15 protein-coding genes and 1 tRNA gene are annotated in these 16,950 nt (G+C 38.9%); 9 read left to right on the top strand and 7 right to left on the bottom strand.

Translation table 11 applies throughout. The features are described 5' to 3' along the window. Positions 1-5: 5 nt before the first annotated feature. Together JWG40_RS13755 and ilvD are read left to right on the top strand one after the other, a co-directional pair. Positions 6-653, top strand: coding sequence for a hypothetical protein (locus JWG40_RS13755; RefSeq protein WP_408611533.1), 648 nt, complete (start codon positions 6-8; stop codon positions 651-653). A gap of 70 nt (positions 654-723) precedes the next feature. Beyond that, positions 724-2,400: a dihydroxy-acid dehydratase gene (ilvD, locus tag JWG40_RS13750; RefSeq protein WP_205286365.1), complete on the top strand. Its 1,677-nt coding sequence runs from the start codon at positions 724-726 to the stop codon at positions 2,398-2,400. Between the two features lie 25 nt (positions 2,401-2,425). Here the strand turns inward: ilvD and JWG40_RS13745 are convergent, their stop codons facing one another. The 3 genes from JWG40_RS13745 to JWG40_RS13735 all read right to left on the bottom strand — a co-directional run bounded on the left by JWG40_RS13745 (position 2,426) and on the right by JWG40_RS13735 (position 5,942). Continuing rightward, on the bottom strand, positions 2,426-3,442 hold the full coding sequence (locus JWG40_RS13745; RefSeq protein WP_205286364.1) for a pirin family protein: 1,017 nt from the start codon (positions 3,440-3,442) through the stop codon (positions 2,426-2,428). Between the two features lie 52 nt (positions 3,443-3,494). Further along, the gene (locus JWG40_RS13740; RefSeq protein ID WP_205286363.1) at positions 3,495-4,634 is read right to left on the bottom strand and encodes a hypothetical protein; all 1,140 of its coding nucleotides are present in this window, start codon (positions 4,632-4,634) and stop codon (positions 3,495-3,497) included. A gap of 87 nt (positions 4,635-4,721) precedes the next feature. Further along, entirely contained in the window at positions 4,722-5,942 is a 1,221-nt protein-coding gene (locus tag JWG40_RS13735; RefSeq protein WP_205286362.1) for a PAS domain-containing sensor histidine kinase, read from the bottom strand. A gap of 133 nt (positions 5,943-6,075) precedes the next feature. Here JWG40_RS13735 and JWG40_RS13730 point away from each other — a divergent pair, with 133 nt between their 5' ends. From JWG40_RS13730 to JWG40_RS13715, 4 genes are all read left to right on the top strand, one after another. Further along, complete coding sequence (locus tag JWG40_RS13730) at positions 6,076-7,827, top strand: hypothetical protein (RefSeq protein WP_205286361.1); 1,752 nt, start codon at positions 6,076-6,078, stop codon at positions 7,825-7,827. Then, a complete protein-coding gene (locus JWG40_RS13725) occupies positions 7,824-9,851 on the top strand; it encodes a 7TM diverse intracellular signaling domain-containing protein (RefSeq protein ID WP_205286360.1) in 2,028 nt (675 codons plus the stop codon). Before JWG40_RS13730 ends, JWG40_RS13725 begins: the two co-directional genes overlap by 4 nt. 98 nt (positions 9,852-9,949) lie before the next feature. After that, positions 9,950-11,026 (top strand): alkene reductase, encoded by a 1,077-nt coding sequence (locus tag JWG40_RS13720; RefSeq protein WP_205286359.1) that lies wholly within the window; start codon positions 9,950-9,952, stop codon positions 11,024-11,026. A 306-nt stretch (positions 11,027-11,332) separates the two neighbouring features. Continuing rightward, positions 11,333-11,944 carry a beta-class carbonic anhydrase gene (locus tag JWG40_RS13715; RefSeq protein ID WP_205286358.1) on the top strand — a complete coding sequence of 204 codons (612 nt, stop codon included), beginning with the start codon at positions 11,333-11,335 and terminating at the stop codon, positions 11,942-11,944. Between the two features lie 494 nt (positions 11,945-12,438). Here JWG40_RS13715 and JWG40_RS13710 read toward each other — a convergent pair. Further along, positions 12,439-12,509, bottom strand: a tRNA-Gly gene (locus JWG40_RS13710). An 83-nt stretch (positions 12,510-12,592) separates the two neighbouring features. Between JWG40_RS13710 and JWG40_RS13705 the strand changes: the two genes are divergently transcribed. Next, the gene (locus tag JWG40_RS13705) at positions 12,593-14,098 is read left to right on the top strand and encodes a carboxypeptidase M32 (RefSeq protein ID WP_205286357.1); all 1,506 of its coding nucleotides are present in this window, start codon (positions 12,593-12,595) and stop codon (positions 14,096-14,098) included. Between the two features lie 33 nt (positions 14,099-14,131). After that, positions 14,132-14,458 (top strand): hypothetical protein, encoded by a 327-nt coding sequence (locus JWG40_RS13700; RefSeq protein ID WP_205286356.1) that lies wholly within the window; start codon positions 14,132-14,134, stop codon positions 14,456-14,458. Here the strand turns inward: JWG40_RS13700 and JWG40_RS13695 are convergent. Continuing rightward, positions 14,434-14,862 carry a DUF423 domain-containing protein gene (locus JWG40_RS13695; RefSeq protein ID WP_205286355.1) on the bottom strand — a complete coding sequence of 143 codons (429 nt, stop codon included), beginning with the start codon at positions 14,860-14,862 and terminating at the stop codon, positions 14,434-14,436. The genes JWG40_RS13700 and JWG40_RS13695 overlap by 25 nt on opposite strands. A 21-nt stretch (positions 14,863-14,883) precedes the next feature. On the opposite strand from JWG40_RS13695, the gene JWG40_RS13690 reads away from it, so the two are divergent. Further along, positions 14,884-15,219 carry a hypothetical protein gene (locus JWG40_RS13690; protein ID WP_205286354.1) on the top strand — a complete coding sequence of 112 codons (336 nt, stop codon included), beginning with the start codon at positions 14,884-14,886 and terminating at the stop codon, positions 15,217-15,219. A 32-nt stretch (positions 15,220-15,251) separates the two neighbouring features. On the opposite strand, the gene JWG40_RS13685 is transcribed toward JWG40_RS13690, so the two are convergent. Both JWG40_RS13685 and JWG40_RS13680 read right to left on the bottom strand, forming a co-directional pair. After that, on the bottom strand, positions 15,252-16,010 hold the full coding sequence (locus JWG40_RS13685) for a hypothetical protein (protein ID WP_205286353.1): 759 nt from the start codon (positions 16,008-16,010) through the stop codon (positions 15,252-15,254). After that, positions 16,007-16,906 (bottom strand): CPBP family intramembrane glutamic endopeptidase, encoded by a 900-nt coding sequence (locus tag JWG40_RS13680; protein ID WP_205286352.1) that lies wholly within the window; start codon positions 16,904-16,906, stop codon positions 16,007-16,009. Before JWG40_RS13680 ends, JWG40_RS13685 begins: the two co-directional genes overlap by 4 nt. Positions 16,907-16,950 lie beyond the last annotated feature (44 nt).

Here is a 16,950-nt window from a genome sequence, read left to right as displayed (position 1 = left end):
AAAAAATTTTCCTGATTTTGTTTTGGTTCAGTTTGATTCTTTTTTTGATCTCTTGTTTTGAGAGTGGTGAGGAAACACAAAAAGAAGAAGAGAATAAACAAACCTTGTACTTAACCACATTGTATTTGGTTCGCCAATCAGGAAACTGCATTAAAACAAATACTTCCTTAACTTCGAACAATCAATTTTGTAGTCGTCGTCCCTTGGGAGTATGTAATGTAAATCAACTCATCGTAACCCAGGCGGAAGTAAATGTTATTTTGAATGAAGCTAGGATCATTCAATCGAGAACTGTCGATTGCCAAGAATCGATCTTACAATCTGGAGTATTGAGTTCGAAAGCAACTACCGTTGCTAATATCGATACTTTCAAATCACAATATACCTTTCGAGTTGTGGAAACTTGTGAATTAGAAGGATTCCAAGAAGCAAATGGAAGCCGCTTTGCTAATTTTACAGAGATCCAATGGTTGGAGTCTGTTCGCGGAAAAATTGCGAAGTCTGCTAAATCCATTGCAGCCAATGGCTTTTTACCTCAGGCCAATCGTGATCGTGCTAACAGTTGTTTGAATTTAGAATTTAAAGATTGGGAAAAGGATTTGGCCCAAGGAAATAATGAAAATAAAATTCTTGTCGAAATGATTCATCCATAATTTCAAAATCCGCTTTCCTTAACCTCGCCATCTTACATTTTGTCTTTAATCCAAAGGAAATTGAACTATTATGACTTTGAATCGATACAGTCGCACTCTTACCCAAGACGAATCCCTCCCAGCCTCCCAAGCAATGATCATTGGCTCTGGAGTTCCCTATGAAGATTTAAACAAACCATTCATTGGAATTGGAAGTACAGGATTTGATGGAAATCCTTGTAATATGCACCTAACAACACTTTCTGCCCTGCAAAAGAAAAGTGTTTTAGATACAAAAGAAATGGTTGGTTTACTCTTCAATACCATTGGTGTGAGTGATGGGATCACCAATGGAAATGATGGGATGCGTTATTCCTTACCTTCTCGGGAGATCATTGCTGATTCCATTGAAACCATTGCCGGTGCTCATTATTATGATGGGCTTTTATTTACTGCCGGTTGTGATAAAAATATGCCAGGGGCCATTATGGCCATGGCAAGACTCAATCGCCCCTCCATCATGGTATATGGTGGAACCATCAACGGTGGAAACTACAAAGGCGAAAAATTAAATATTGTTTCTGCTTTTGAAGCATATGGAAAAAAAATTAACGGCAAAATCACAGAAGATGATTTTAAAGAAGTGATTAAAAATTCCTGCCCGGGCCCGGGAGCTTGCGGCGGAATGTATACTGCGAACACTATGGCAACTGCGATCGAAGTGATGGGAATGAGTTTGCCATATAGTTCTTCGTCTCCGGCACGCAGTGAAGAGAAAAAGAAAGAATGTATGAATATTGGAAAGTATATGTACAATCTTTTAGAAAAGGACATCAAACCTTCGGATATCATCACTCCCACTTCCATTCTAAATGCCCTTCGTGTGGTCACCATTCTTGGGGGATCCACAAACGCAGCCTTACATATGATTGCTATTGCAAGAACTATGGGTATCCCTCTCGACTTAGAACAAATTCAAAAAGTAACCGATACGACCCCACTCCTTGCGGATATGAAACCAAGTGGAAAGTACCTGATGGAAGACTTACATGCCATTGGCGGAACCCCAGCCATCATGAAATTTATGTTACGTGAAGGTTTGATTGATGGATCTTGTTTGACTGTGACTGGAAAAACCATCGCAGAAAACTTGGAAGGACTTCCTGATCTTCCAAGTGACCAAGACTTACTTCGCCCTGTTAGTAACCCCATTAAAAAAGAAGGTCATATCCAAGTCCTGTATGGAAATATCGCCAAAAAAGGAGCAGTGGCAAAAATCACTGGGCATGAAGGCGAAATGTTTGAAGGCAAAGCCATCTGTTTTGATTCCGAAGTAGAAGCCAATACAGGAATTCGTGAAGGGAAAGTTAAACCAGGTCATGTAGTTGTGATCCGTTATGTCGGGCCCAAAGGGGGGCCTGGAATGCCTGAGATGTTAAAACCCACTTCAGCCATCATAGGAGCAGGCCTTGGGGATAATGTGGCACTCATTACAGACGGGAGGTTTTCTGGAGGAAGTCACGGCTTTGTCGTGGGCCATATCACGCCAGAAGCGATGGAAGGGGGAGAATTGGCTTTTGTTCAAGATGGGGATACGATTCTGATCGATGCCCGTACCAACAAACTCGAACTCAAAATCTCGCCAGAAGAATTAGAAAAACGTAGAGCAGCTTGGAAAAAACCACCCTATCGGATCACTTCTGGATATCTTTGGAAGTACATCCAGATGGTAAAAGATGCGAGTACTGGTTGCCTAACAGATCGTTAGGCGTTTTATCTAAATTCCGACTCGTTTAAGCGGGTAAATCTTCTTTTCCGTCAGCATGCCTAGCAAATCTCCCTTTGCCGACATGGACTGGATCATAAGAATCCCAAGGCCAACCACCAAACTGCGTTTTGCGATAGTCGTCAAACGCTTGTTGAATCTCTTCTTGTTTGTTCATCACAAAGGGCCCATACTGTACCACAGGTTCAGCAATGGGTTTTCCTTCTAAAATCAAAACTCGAGCCGGTTCTGATCCATTCTTTAATGTCACTGCAACTTCGGAATCGAGATTGTACATATGTTTGCCAGGAACCACTAAATCGTCTAACACAAGTCCTTCACCACGAAAGTAATAAAGATTCCGATTATTTCCTTTGGCACTTCCAGGAATCACAAAACTGACTTCTGGATCAAAATCCAAAATATAAATTCCCACTTCGTTTTTAGGATCTCCGGCCCAAGAATCGGGAGGAGGGTCGAGTGGTTTGTCACCAAACAATGATCCTGCGACAGTTTTGATTTTTACCTTTTTGCCACCTACATCCGTAATCGTTTTTACAGGAATGTCTTCGTTCCAAAACATTTTGAAATGAGGATCCACGAATTTATTCTTTGCGGGTAAATTGAGCCAAATTTGAAAGAGCTCCAAAGTGTTATCCCCTGATTCGTTTACCAAAGGAAACATTTCTGAATGTTGGATTCCAGCCCCTGCTGTCATCCACTGCACGTCTCCATCACCATACCTTCCAGCTGCACCTTGGGAATCTGCATGATCAATGAGTCCTTTTTGGACTACAGTAACAGTTTCAAATCCACGGTGAGGGTGACCTGGAAACCCTGGAATGGTTTCTCCATGATACATCCTCCATCCATCTTTGCCGGCAAAGTCTTGGCCAATTTGTCTTCCCTGTAAGGAAGCATCGGGGCCAAACTTTCCGTTCCCTTTGGGATAAAAATCTTCATGGTGGACACAAAACAAAAAAGGATCCAATGTCGGCCATTGGAAGTCGAGTTTTTGGGCGTATAGTATGGATTTATGTTTCATCTAATCCTGTCTTTGAGAGATAAGTCTCTATTAATAAGACAGGAAATCAGGATTAAAAGTTTTTTACAACGGAAACATTCACTCCATAAGATCCAAATTCTTTGGAACTTTGGGAAGAATTAAGATTTGGAACAGAGCTAAGCTCAACCGGCTTTTTGTCGGGCCCCCAATTGTATCCACTCACTTCAGAAACACTAAAAGCAGACATTTGGTAGAAACCTCCATACTTTAATCCAAAGGTATCAAAGAATTTCCAAACAAGTCCCATTTCAAAGGATACTGTTGCCCCACCGAGTCCCCTTGATAACCCTTCTTTGGATTGAAACATAGTTAAATCTGTTTTATTAACAGGTGTACTAAATACGAGCTGATTGTTTGTATTGAGTGTGCCGGTAGAAGCGGTTTCGATTCCATAGGAAGCGAGTTTTAATTGTCCTGCAAAAACGGTAAGATCACCTATCATGTATAAGTTGAGCCAATCTGTTATGGAGGTGACAAATCCAAAATTCATTCCATAATTCTTGGTTCTAAACTCTACAGTTCCAGTGGAAAGAGCATATCCTTCTGTTACAGATTGTTCTCCCGTCCTTAAAAATGGAAATTTTAACTGAAACGATTGAAAGGGTCCTTTGGAAGACAATTCAGAATAGGAAAAACTAAATTCATTGGAACTTGTACTGGTTAGGTAATTTAAGGGACCAATTCCAATTTTAAATCCAACTTCATTAATCCCTGAACGAATCTTGTCATTCAAATAGAGACCATTTGTACTAAAACTGGTTCTCGTGTCGTTGTAGTGTTCTCCTTTCGCATAAACTAAGCCGACAAAAAAATCTTCAGAAATTTGGTGTGAATATTTAATCCTGGGAGAGACTGTTGAAGTAGGTCTTGATTCTGCGCTTTCTGTTATGATTCCCGGTGGATTTAAATTATTTGCAGAATCGGAATTTGCAAAACTTGCGGCAACGCGCGCAGAATTCAAAATACTAGAAACAGATTGTGGACCACCAGCTGATGGAGTTTGAATAAATTCTCCCGCCAGTTCCAGTACTTTTAATCCAGATCCAAAAATGGAAGAAGATTTTTTCGCATTACTTATGTTAGGATCATTATCAGGTTTTAGATCTTCCGCCGCAAGAGGGAAAAGAAATATAAAGAAAAAAACGAAAACTATGTTACTGAAATTTCGCATCCCTTATAATATACGATTTTTATAAAACTGAGTCCAAAAAAATTATAAAAGATCTTAAATTTTTGAATGATAAGCAAAAAAGGAATCTTATATTGTGTTTTGTCCTAATTGAAAAAAGAAGGTGGAACCTTTTTTAGGTTCACTCTGTACCCAAACCGATCCATTATGTCTTTCCAAAAATTCCTTACATAGAATGAGTCCAAGTCCCGTTCCAGATTCTTGTCCCGTTCCTAGAGTTGATTTTTTTTTATCCAATCGAAATAGATTCTCTATTTGTCCTTTTTCCATTCCCACTCCCTCATCTTTAACAAAGAATACAGTGGAACTCGGATGAGTTTGGTTTTCTTGCGAAACTATGCCGATGACAACTTCATGGTTGGGGTTACTATATTTGATTGCATTGGAAATTAAATTTCGCACCACAGTTTCAATCATAAACAAATCAGCAAAAATCTGTTGGTTTTTTGGGATTTGATTAGAGATGGTCACTTTCTTTTTGTCAGCGGAAAGATTTAAAAGTCCGATCACTCTTTGTGCAAGATCATAAAAATGAATAACGATTGGTTGGAAGGTGATATTTCCACTCTGAGAACGAGCCCAGTCTAGTAGATTTTCCAGTAAGGAATAAACCAAATCAGAGGATTCCTCTAACATCTTTAAGTAATGTATCCTTTCGGATTCTGAAAAACGGGAATCTTTTTCACTTAAGATTTTGGTAAATTCGCGTTGGGTTCCTAAGGGGCCACGTAAGTCATGGGCGATGATCGAAAAAAATTTATCCTTAGTAGCATTGAGTTCGGCTAATCGGATTGCCGATTGTTTCAGTTTGTCCTCCGCTAGTTTTCGTTCCGTAATATCACGAATGATGGCGCAATTGTATTGTTTTCCATCGTATTCTACTAAGTTTACGGTAACTTCTATCGGAACAAGGGTCTCATCTTTTCTTTTATTGATTGTTTCGATGGTGAAGGATTTACGATCTAAAATTTCTTGCCAATGAGCATTCCAACGATCCGCACTAAACAGCGGATCTACTTGGAACATTTTCATGGAAAGTAATTCTTCTTTTGTATACCCGTAGTTTTTGCAAGCGGCATCATTTACAAAAACATAGTTTCCCTCTTCATCTAACCATACGATGGCTTCGGAAATTGTATCAATGGAAAACTGTGTGAATTGGAGAGCATGAATGAGATTCGAATGTTTCGAAGCTGTATCGTCACAAGTCTGTTTCAAGATTTGGTTTTCTTCATCCAAACGTTTTAGATCATTCAACAGGGCTTCGTATGTCTTGGGTTGTAGAGACATGGATTAATGGTAAAATACAAAGTTTGAAATAAATTGCCAAGAACAAAGTAAAGGTATACGTTTATTTCGTTTCACTAGAAACGGACTTGACTTGTGGAGTTTTTCTAGATAGACCTAGACTCCCTGAAACCATATGTCCTGTTTATTTTGCCAGAAAGGATCTTCCCGTTTTTCCCGATTAGAACCGGTGCAAGACGAAAGACAAACCCACTCGTTTCCTATCAATGATATCGTAGAAAACTCCCTGAATTTGTTTCAGGAAATCTATGAGTGTAAGGATTGCCAGAGTCTTTGGTGGATCAAAACCCGAGGTACTGGTGATCCCAGATCCACCTATCCAGAGTTTTACGAACAAACGGCCGAGCGAATTGATGATCAGCGTTCAGAATTAATTCGTCATCCTTCAGTCTCGGGAATCATCACCCATAAAAATTCTATATTTCCTTATTCATTCTTTGAGGAAATTTTAGAAACTCTGGCCCAAACAGAAGAGGAAGCATTAAAAACTTTATACTTCCAACGTGATCCCAGTTTGCCCTCTACAGTCAAAAGATGGCTTCTCCAATGGTTTCAAAAAAAATACCCAAACGAATTCCAGAAAATCCAAACACAAGGATTTCCATCTTCCGCAGCCCCACTTTTTACTTTGGAGAAAAACGAATTCGTCATTGTTTCCGAATTTATTGCAAGGGACCAATTTACTTTTATCAGTGCTCTTGAAGAGAAATATTTTTTACAAACCTATGATTTAAGCCAAAAGAAAATTCTTTGGAAAGTTTCCATTCGCAAACCTTTTCAGGAAGGTTTAGAAATCCCTATTCTCTTTTACCAATCAGGTTATCTTTGTTCTTACCAAGGATTTCAAAAAGGATCAGAATACTTTTCAAAACTAAACAGACCTGATACACTCTGTCTTTACGATCTTTCAGGCAAACTCATTGTATCTATACCACTTGCTTATAAGTGTTACGAAATCCTTTCAACAGAAGAACGTGACATCTCAGAAAATAGAATTTCGCATAATTTTTGTTTTACGATACTTGGCGATACATTGTATCTTCCTCACCAATCCCAAATCCAAGTTTATGATTTAAAATCGGGAGAATTACTACGAAGTATTTCATTACCAAAATATGAAATTTTTTCGGGTAAGGTTTTTGAAACAGAATCAGGAAATCTCGTCTTTCATACACTCAAAGGAATTCTAGGAATCAATTCTTCTGATGAAATTATTTTCCAATATTTATCTCCTTATCATCCTGTGTTTATCGATTCGCAATACCAAATTTACTATTATTATGCCATCATAGAATCAGCAAATACAGGAGAGAAAAAAGAATTCAAACAAACTCACGATTCGGGGATCTCTTTGGTTCGAGAGTTGGCTTCCCCTCCAGTCGAATTTCCTGGTGGAGTGTATTTGCCATTTTCTTTGGATGAATCTCTTCTTTTGGATTCCCAATTGGAAACCATTAAAGAATTTCCCTTCAGTGCTACGGATACTTTAGGGCCTCATTCCTTTGGGATGGCAAAAACTCCAATCATAGTAACTGAAGATCGAATCGTCATCACAAGTGATTTTTCCGGTATCTATATGATTGATTTTTCGGGAAATCTTTTGTTAGAGATGCCAATCGAATCGGAGGTGGTATCTGTCTTTACGTTTGATGGAAAACATACAATCGTCCTTCTTAGCTTTCATGATGAATATAGTGATGATAAAGAGACTTCGCTTCTTTTACTTTCCCCAAAAGGAGAGGTAATCACAGAGAAATTACTTCCTGGTCCCCAAGGGCTGTCGGTGAGTTTTGATGGGATTTGTATTTTTGCAAAAAACAACCAAATGTTTTCCCTCGATTTATTTGCTACGGAAGATTCCAGATGAAATGGATTCGAAGCCATTGGTTTTATCTTTCGATTTATTTGTTTTTGATTGTCTATCCTATCTCTGCGAAAGTTCCAATTATTGATATAGGCGATAGTGATAAATCCCCAATCTATCTCGCTAAAGCAATGTTAGTTTTTGAAGATCCTGCCAATGATTTGGATTTTGATTCCATTCGCTCCCCAATCTATGAATCAAAATTTATAAACGTTCCTTCCTCAGATGAGGCTTTTAATTTTTCCTATTCAAAATCTACGTATTGGCTAAAAATCCAATTAAAAAATACAAACCAAACTTCCAAAGAAATCACCATTGTTATTTCTTACCCGCGATTACAAACTCTGGATTTGTATATTCAAACCTCAAAAGAAATGAAAAAAGTTTCATCTGGTTACTCTGTTCCAATGACAGAACGTCCCTACCAAAGTCGGTTTTTTGTATTTCCGATTTCATTTCCAGAAAATACGAATGCGACGGTTTTTTTGAAAGTAAAGTCACCAAACTCAATCCATCTTCCCATCCAATTGTGGAATCGAGATTTATATGATCGTCATGAGATCAACGACCATGTCATTCAAGCCATGTACTTTGGAATCGCTTTTGCCATGGTTCTTTTCAATTTGTTTTTATTTTTTATCCTAAAGGATTCTAATTACTTTCTCTATGTTTTAGTAGTGTCTAGTACAGCCTTTACCATCGCTTCGCACAATGGAATAGCTTCGGAATACTTATGGCCACACTCACCGTGGATGGATCAATATTCGGTGAATTTATTCATCTCTATAGTTTTGATTCTCTTTTTAGTATTTATGAGAAGTTTATTAAATACAAAGCAGTTGATTCCTAAATTGGATCGAATGAGTATCGCTTTGATCTTCTTACAGATCTTCTTGCCAATTTTATATATTTTTTCTTTTGAATCGTTTGTTAAAATCATAGTTCTTAGCCATGCATTCACAGCATTTTGGATTTTATTTGTTGGAACTATTTGTTCTTTGAAAAAAGAAAGAATAGCCTATTTTTTTCTATTAGCTTTTGCATTTTTATTTTTAGCTCTCATTGTTTCTACACTAAGGGCATTAGGACTCTTACCTACAAATTCCTTTACCATTGACGGACCACAATATGGTTCCGCAGCTGAAATGATGTTACTTGCTTTTGCTCTGGCAGATCGTTACAACACCATCATCAAAGAAAAAGAAGCAGCGGAAATCCTTGTAAAATTTAATTTAGAAAAGTCCAATTTTGATTTAGAAGAAAAAGTCAAAGAACGCACGCAAACTTTAAATCGTACGCTCAGCGCTATGAGAAGAGATCTTTTTGTGGCTAAAAAAATCCAAGAGAATTCTCTCATCACAGATCCTAAACTTATCGAACAATTAAAGCTAGTGTATCGTTATCTTCCGGTGTCGGAAGTTGGTGGGGATTATTTTGATATTTGTCTTTTGAAAGAATCAAAGTATAGAATTCTGATCTCGGATGCAACGGGCCATGGAGTGCATGCAGCTATGATTACTATGGCAATCAAAGGTTTGTATGATAATATCAAGAACTTCGAATTACCTCCATCAAAGGTGATGGAAATTTTTAATGAAGAATTTATGGACAACTTTGTATCCCTCAATAGCCTTTTGACGGCATTGATTTTAGATATTGACTTTGCTAAAAAAACCATTCAGTTTGCCTCCGCAGGCCACCCGCCTGCAGTGCTTTTACGGAACAACCAAATCCAACTTCTCGAAAAAACAGGTCGGATGATGGGTCTCAAAAAACAAATCCACTACGGACAATCGGATCTCACCTGGGATTCGGGAGACCGACTTTTTGTATTTACCGACGGAGTTTTTGAAGCCTTCAATCTAAAAGGAGAGGAGTTTGGCGAAGAGGCCCTCTATGATCTCTTCCGATCCACTCGCGATTTCTCCTTGGAAGAGGCGGAAGACTACCTCCTAAAAACACTACAAAATTTTCTAAATGGTCAGGATCGTCAGGACGACCTAACCATTATTGGTATCGATTTTTGATTTTTTTCGAAAATTAGTTTAATATTAAATAATTATAACATCAAATCACTTCATATTGTAGTCTATTTTTCAATAGTAAATCAACATTGGAGAACCTTGTGAAATCATTATTTTCAGAAGCGAAGTTAGGAAATCTTTCCTTAAAAAATAAAGTGGTGATGGCCCCCATGACCCGTTCCCGTTCCCTTGGAAACGTACCTGGTGACCTCGTAGCCACATATTATGAACAAAGAGCAGAAGCAGGACTCATCGTCACAGAAGGAACCTCACCATCACCGAATGGTCTTGGTTATGCGAGAATTCCTGGAATATTTTCAGAAGAACAAACCAAAGCCTGGAAAAAAGTAACTGATAAAGTCCACGCCAAAGGGAGTAAAATTTTTGTTCAACTGATGCATACGGGTCGTATTGGACACGAATTGAATTTACCGAAAGGGGCAAAAGTTCTTGGACCATCAGCAATCCTTGCCAAAGGACAAATGTGGACAGATGCGGACGGAATGAAAGACCATCCCACTCCACAAGAAATGACCAAAGCGGAATTAAAATCTACCTTAGAAGAATTTGTGAATGCAGCGAAAAATGCAGTCCAAGCGGGTTTTGATGGGGTGGAATTACATGCAGCTAACGGATATTTGCTTGAACAATTTTTACATCCCTCATCCAACCAACGAACAGATGAATATGGTGGTTCTATTGAAAACCGGATTCGATATGTAGTAGAAGTTGCAACAGCAGTGAGTGCCGCTATCGGAAAAGAAAAAACAGCAATTCGTTTGTCTCCATATGGAGCTTATAATGATCTTTTTCCTTTTCCTGAAACTCATGACGAGTATTCGTTGTTAGCTGAAAAGTTAAATGAAATAGGAATGGTTTACATCCATTTGGTGGATCACTCCTCCATGGGGGCACCAACCGTAGAACCAGAAACAGTGCAAAACATTCGTAAAGCTTTTCAGGGAACTCTCATCTTAAGTGGTGGGTATGACGTGGAACGTGCAGAAAAAGATCTCTCTTCGGGACTTGCTGACCTTGTTGCTTTTGGTAAACCTTTCCTTGCCAATCCAGACCTAGTCACTCGCTTCCAAAAGAACATAGCTCTTGCTTCGTTTGATCAAACCACTCTTTATACACCTGGTGAAAAAGGGTATAGTGATTATGCATTTGCAAGCTAACTGAAATTAATGCAAGATATCGTTTTTCTTTTTTAGTTTCTTTAGCGCCTCAAATTTTACTAAAATCAGGATTCTTTGGTAACCTTGACCGGGCTACTTCAGGGTCCGCGTTCGCTCCCGTCGCCTACCATCTAACGATGGCAGGCGACCAAGCCTTTCGTATCCCTGGCGCAGGAATGAAAGCCAAAACTAACTTCTCCAATCTCTTGTCCGTTTGCCAAATGCAATGTGCAGATCTGGCTGAGAAATCCTTCCTCAGAAAATTGTTTTCTTGTCTGTTCCGTTATATTGAAATTTATTTCCACTATGTCAAACACACTCATCCAGCAAGAAACAAGCAAAGTTCATAAAGAAGTCCTCGGTGCGAATGAAAAATACGTATCGGAATTTGGGAAAAAAGGGGATCTGGCCCTTCCTCCTGCGAGAAGTTTTACCATCCTTACTTGTATGGATGCAAGACTAGATCCTGCGAAGTATGCAGGCCTTTCCGAAGGAGATGCCCATGTCATCCGCAACGCTGGAGGCCGAGCCAGTGATGACGCCATTCGTTCCCTGGTGATTTCTTATAAACTACTCGGAACCAAAGAATTTTTTGTCATCCATCACTCTGATTGTGGGATGCAATTGTTCACGGACCCGATCATTCGTAACCTACTTTCAAAAAGTTTGAAAACGGCCACTATTGATTCTAACGGATGGCGCAATTTAGAAGAGTCTGGTGGTTCAGAGGAAGCTAAATTCATTCCTTTTTTAACCTTTGAAAATTTAGAGCAAAGTGTCATCGATGACGTGAAAAGAATCCGAAACCATCCCCTGATTCCTAAAGATATTCCTGTCTATGGATACTATTACGATGTGAAAACAGGTAAATTAGTCGAAGTTGCAGAGGCCACAAAGTTAGGTAGAGCCTCCAAATAAAACACTAGTCCAACAAGATATGAATCTCCTTGATCCCATCTAATGGAAAGTTAGTTGGGATCTATCGATTACCTAGAACCTTTGCAAACCTATCTCTATATGAATCTGTTTCCTTTGGCGATAGTGAAAAGATTTCCGAAATATGAACTTATTTAAAATAAATTGCGAATTTTTGCAATTTGGGTTTTTGGAATACGGTGGTTGTGATAGAAGGAAAGCATTGGGTGGCGGGTCTAGTTCCCCACCCTGAATCGGGCGGGGATACTAGTATCCATTCTGTACCGACTCACTCAAAAAGCGGGCGGAGGGACTCGCCCTCCGCGGTTCGGACATCCTGTCCTCACGTCGCTCCGAGGCACGGCGTTGCTCGTCGAAAGCCTTCGTGGCTTTCTTTCTGAAATAGTCGTTCCCTATGGGTCACTCCTATTTCAGGTCGCACCACTGTTCGAGCCAACTGGATATTGAATGTTGATTGATTTTTGAAAAGATTGTCATGCGGGCGAAGGGGCTCGAACCCTCGCCAGAAGCTTGGAAGGCTGCTGTGCTACCGTTACACCACACCCGCGACAGTAAATACATAGTTTTGGTTGGGGGTAACGGGTCAATGATTTTTGGTTCCAGAAAGTGTGGTAGGGAGAAAATGAGACTATGGCTCTGCCCCAAGCACTCGAAAATTACCGAAAACAATATAGAAAAATCAAACTATTCCAAGATGTCGCATCCGCCCTCCATTGGGATTCCGAAGTAATGATGCCGGAAGAGGGTCGGGAGTACCGATCGGCACAGATTGCTGCCGTCGCGGAACTCACCCACGATTGGATGACGGACAAATCTTTCTTAAGCCAAATCCAATCAGCAAAACAATCTATTAGTGAACTTCCTGAATCAGAACGGTCTCTATGGCACCGGGAGTTGGAAGTCCTTATGGAAGAAAAGGAAAAAGCAGATAAACTTCCTTCGGATTTTGTTTCTGAATTCGCAAAGGTTACGAACCTTGCCCACGCAGAATGGGCAGAAGCAAAAAAAGCAAAAAACTTCCAAGCCTTTGCCAAACGATTGGAAGAACTTGTCCATTTATCTAAAAAGCAAGCAGATTACTTCGGTTATACGACAGAACCTTACGATGCCTTGCTTGACAGTTATGAAAAAGGTGCCAAAGCAAACCAAATCGAAATTCTATTTGTTGATTTGAAAGAATCTTTGGTTCCTCTTGTTACCAAGGCTCCCAAATTCAAAAATCCATTTCCCGGTTCTATTTCTGTAGAGAAACAAACCAAATTTTGTAATCGATTGCCGGCTCTCCTTGGACTCACATCAAAAGAATCTAGATTGGATACAAGTAACCATCCGTTTTCCACAAGTTTGGGAAAGGGAGACAAACGAATCACAACAAGATATTCCGAAACCGATCCCTTATCCTCCATCTTTGGAGTGTTACACGAGACGGGTCATTCTCTTTATGAATCTGGACTTTCCGCAATGCCCGATTGGCCAACTCCCATTACGGAATTCTTAAGTTTAGGAATCCATGAATCCCAAAGTCGCTTGTGGGAAAACCAAGTAGGCCGTTCTTTACCATTTTGGGAATTTGTGTATCCCATTTTGTTATCTGATTTTGGATTAACAGATAAGGAACTTCCATTCAAAGATCTTTACCAATACATCAATAGTACAGAAAAAACAAAAGTGAGAGTCGAAGCCGACCAGGTCACTTACAATCTGCATATCATCTTACGATTTGAAATTGAAAGAGATCTAATCAATGGAAAAATCCAAGTAAAAGATTTACCTGAGATTTGGAATACAAAGATGAAGGAAAATTTTGGACTTAAAATTGAAAACGATGCAGAAGGCGTTTTACAAGACATTCATTGGTCAATGGGAGCCTTTGGTTATTTTCCAACTTACACTCTTGGAAATATTTTTAGTTCCCAGTTTTTTAAAAAATTTACAGAAGAATTTCCTGATTCGCATAACAAGTTTTCTGCGAATGGGGATTTTTCTGATCTATTAAATTGGTTGCGTAAAAATATCCATTCCAAAGGAAAAATTTTCGATGTGGATACCCTGATGAAACAAACGACAGGCGAATCTGCAAATGCCAAACATTTGATATCTTATTTGAATGGGAAAATCAAAGAAGTAACAATTTAACTTTTTTTTATGATTAAATTTTAAAGGAAATATATGTCAGGATCAGAACCCACACTCGAAAAACTAAGCCAGTTATCATATTTTGATAATCTCGCATTATACTATTTATGTATTGAAACACCCCCGCAGACACTTGCTTTGGCATTTCTGCAAATGGATGAAAAAATTGCAGGTTCTATGTTAGGAGTTTTGGATATCCAAAAAAGAAAATATGTACACGAACTTATGGCATTACAAAAAGATACCGAAGAAGAGGCTAAAAAAGCCGCCGCCGACGGGTTGTTACTCATCGCAGACGGATTGATTTCTAGAAATTTAATCAGTAAACAAGGCCATTATTTTTTTGGGACAAAGAAATAATAAGAACCAACACCTAAACTGATCCAGCCAATTAAAAAACTCACTCCGCCAATGGGAGTGATGGCTCCAAGAATTCGGATTCCCGTAATGGCTAGGGCATACAAACTGAAAGAAAAAATCAAAATTCCCAAAAGGAACATCCAAGTTGCTAACTTTAAATAACTTTTACTTTTGTTTGGCGATTCCAAAACGACTGACTGTTGCAAAAAAAGAAAGGATAGTAATGCTGCCAGAGTATGATAAAAATGGTAACGATTTCCCGTTTCAAAAATTACCATAAGTTCTGGACTCACAAATTTTTTTAATCCATGGGCGCCAAAGGCTCCGATAGCAACGGCCAAAAAACCAGAAAGGCAAATCAATAGAATTAAAACCACAGAGGATTGCTTCTTGACAAGATTCATAAACGATACTTCCTATTGCCTATGACTTCAGATACATCCGGAAAGAATACTAAATTTGTTAGAGTTTGGCGACAACTCAGTGTGGAGGATGTAAAAAAACAATTACTCTATATCGACGATCTCTACGGAACTTGTGGAAATTGTAAAAAACTAGGACTTAACTATTTAAAAGATAAAAAATGTCCTGAATGTGGAGTCACTTTCAAATATTTAGCAACTAAATTGAGTAAGGTGGGGGATATAGCAAAGATTCTCAGCCGAATCGATAAAGAAGGATTGGATTTAACCTTAATTGAGAGAGAAGACTTTGAAAGATCCAGTGCTTCCGATGCCGCAAGGGATCTATTCAAATCATAATAGAAATTCTGTATTTAGTAGGTGGTGAAAAACTAGAATTTAAACGACCAGCCAAATTGTGCTGTTTTGTTATGTGCTGAAGTATCTTCCCAGGCGTCAAAGGCACGAACTGCCCTAGAGACAGCTAACGCAGCAAATACACCGACCGCATTGGGTGAGTCCCAAACATTCCCAGCACCTTTTACATTGGCCATATTGTCCCAAATATTCTTTTTCGGAAGATTCTCTTGGGCATATAAATAGGCCCCACCTGCCAAAATCAAATCACATAACAGATAAATACTCATACTCACAAACGTGTCTCTGTTGGTAAATAAGGGAGAATTCCATGAGTTGTAACCAACAGAGGCCATTGGAGAGATTAAATTTAAACCTTGAGAAACCACATGATATTTTTCGGACAAGGGAACCGCTGATTCATGAGGAGGTTTTTGGAGTAACTCTTGCTCCAAAATTTGTTTCCACATTCTTTCTTGCCCTCGTCTTGGAGACTCAATTCGAATGATGGAGTCTGGTGATGTTTTTCCCACTTTTCCCACATAGATATTAAAGTCATAAGGGTTTTTCCATCGGTGTTTGTATCGGTAAACAAATCCTTGTGTTTTTTCATCTGCATAAAAATCAGGATCAAGTTTGTTTAAAAGAGCCACCAAACGAAGATTAACGTCCTCTGGGCCACCTAAAATCTCCACTGTTTCCCCTGCAAAAAGAGAATCTGTTGCACTCACTGAAAGTATTAAAGTGAAACAAAAATAAGAAACAAATGATCGGAATCCTTTACCCGATTTCATGATTGGACTCCAGGAAGTTGCAAGTATGCATTGATTAAACCTAATGAATTGTATGTAGCGTGACAGGCCATAGCGATCCAAATATTTCCAGTTTTAATATAAATATAACCAAAGAACATACCCACACCACAAATAATAAATGGAATGGCAATTGATGTTCCTTCTCCATAATGGAGCCAGCCAAAAAGTAAAGACACGATGAACAAACCTTCTTGCGCAAGATTTTTGTCGATAAAGGCCTTTAATAAAAAACCTCTAAAAAAGATTTCCTCAAGGATTCCTGTAATGATTCCCACAACATAAATTCCCCAAGCGAGTAGATATCCATTTCCATGAAGAGCTTCGTAAAGTTTTTTTGCAAACACACCCGACTCAACTGGTACTGACAGTTTTTCCAGGAGCAAACCAAAAATGACGACTACGATGAAACAAATAAATCCGTTTGCGATTCCTCGGAGTAAAATGGGGACTGAAAGTTCATCTTGAAGGTTTGTAACAGGAATTTGTAATACCTTTTTATAAAGCAAGTATCCCAATCCCACATAACATAAAAACCACGGAATAGAATGTCCTAATAGATAGTGAGGTTTTTCAGAAAATACTTTATCGTAAAACTGAGATAATAGTAAACTTGGATTCTCAGTTATTTCCTTTTGGAATTGTTCTTTGATCGGAGTCACAATTTTTTCATACTCAGTAAGCATTGTGGAAAAGTCAGTTTTACCTTCCCAATATTCTTCATAGAGGGGGAGAATCTGGTCTTCGGGAATCCGATCACCAAGCACCGTATTGTTCACGAAGGCTAAAAAAATAACGGAATAAAAGAAGGAACATACATAAACGAGACCCAACGAATAGGCTGTGAGCCGAAAGATCTCAAAAAAACGATTCTGCATCTGCCTTACAGTTCCTCAATTTCGGCAAGAATCGTCATCGTTTT

The sequence above is a fragment of the Leptospira abararensis genome, from assembly GCF_016918735.1.
Classification (GTDB): Bacteria; Spirochaetota; Leptospiria; order Leptospirales; family Leptospiraceae; genus Leptospira_A; species Leptospira_A abararensis.
This window is presented reverse-complemented; position numbering and strand designations above follow the sequence as displayed.

Excerpts from the sequence above, each read along its gene's own strand:
- ilvD (WP_205286365.1), top strand. The coding sequence starts at position 724 with ATGACTTTGAATCGATACAGTCGCACTCTTACCCAAGACGAATCCCTC.
- JWG40_RS13745 (WP_205286364.1), bottom strand. The coding sequence starts at position 3,442 with ATGAAACATAAATCCATACTATACGCCCAAAAACTCGACTTCCAATGG.
- JWG40_RS13740 (WP_205286363.1), bottom strand. The coding sequence starts at position 4,634 with ATGCGAAATTTCAGTAACATAGTTTTCGTTTTTTTCTTTATATTTCTT.
- JWG40_RS13735 (WP_205286362.1), bottom strand. The coding sequence starts at position 5,942 with ATGTCTCTACAACCCAAGACATACGAAGCCCTGTTGAATGATCTAAAA.
- JWG40_RS13730 (WP_205286361.1), top strand. The coding sequence starts at position 6,076 with ATGTCCTGTTTATTTTGCCAGAAAGGATCTTCCCGTTTTTCCCGATTA.
- JWG40_RS13725 (WP_205286360.1), top strand. The coding sequence starts at position 7,824 with ATGAAATGGATTCGAAGCCATTGGTTTTATCTTTCGATTTATTTGTTT.
- JWG40_RS13715 (WP_205286358.1), top strand. The coding sequence starts at position 11,333 with ATGTCAAACACACTCATCCAGCAAGAAACAAGCAAAGTTCATAAAGAA.
- JWG40_RS13705 (WP_205286357.1), top strand. The coding sequence starts at position 12,593 with ATGGCTCTGCCCCAAGCACTCGAAAATTACCGAAAACAATATAGAAAA.
- JWG40_RS13700 (WP_205286356.1), top strand. The coding sequence starts at position 14,132 with ATGTCAGGATCAGAACCCACACTCGAAAAACTAAGCCAGTTATCATAT.
- JWG40_RS13695 (WP_205286355.1), bottom strand. The coding sequence starts at position 14,862 with ATGAATCTTGTCAAGAAGCAATCCTCTGTGGTTTTAATTCTATTGATT.
- JWG40_RS13690 (WP_205286354.1), top strand. The coding sequence starts at position 14,884 with ATGACTTCAGATACATCCGGAAAGAATACTAAATTTGTTAGAGTTTGG.
- JWG40_RS13685 (WP_205286353.1), bottom strand. The coding sequence starts at position 16,010 with ATGAAATCGGGTAAAGGATTCCGATCATTTGTTTCTTATTTTTGTTTC.
- JWG40_RS13680 (WP_205286352.1), bottom strand. The coding sequence starts at position 16,906 with ATGCAGAATCGTTTTTTTGAGATCTTTCGGCTCACAGCCTATTCGTTG.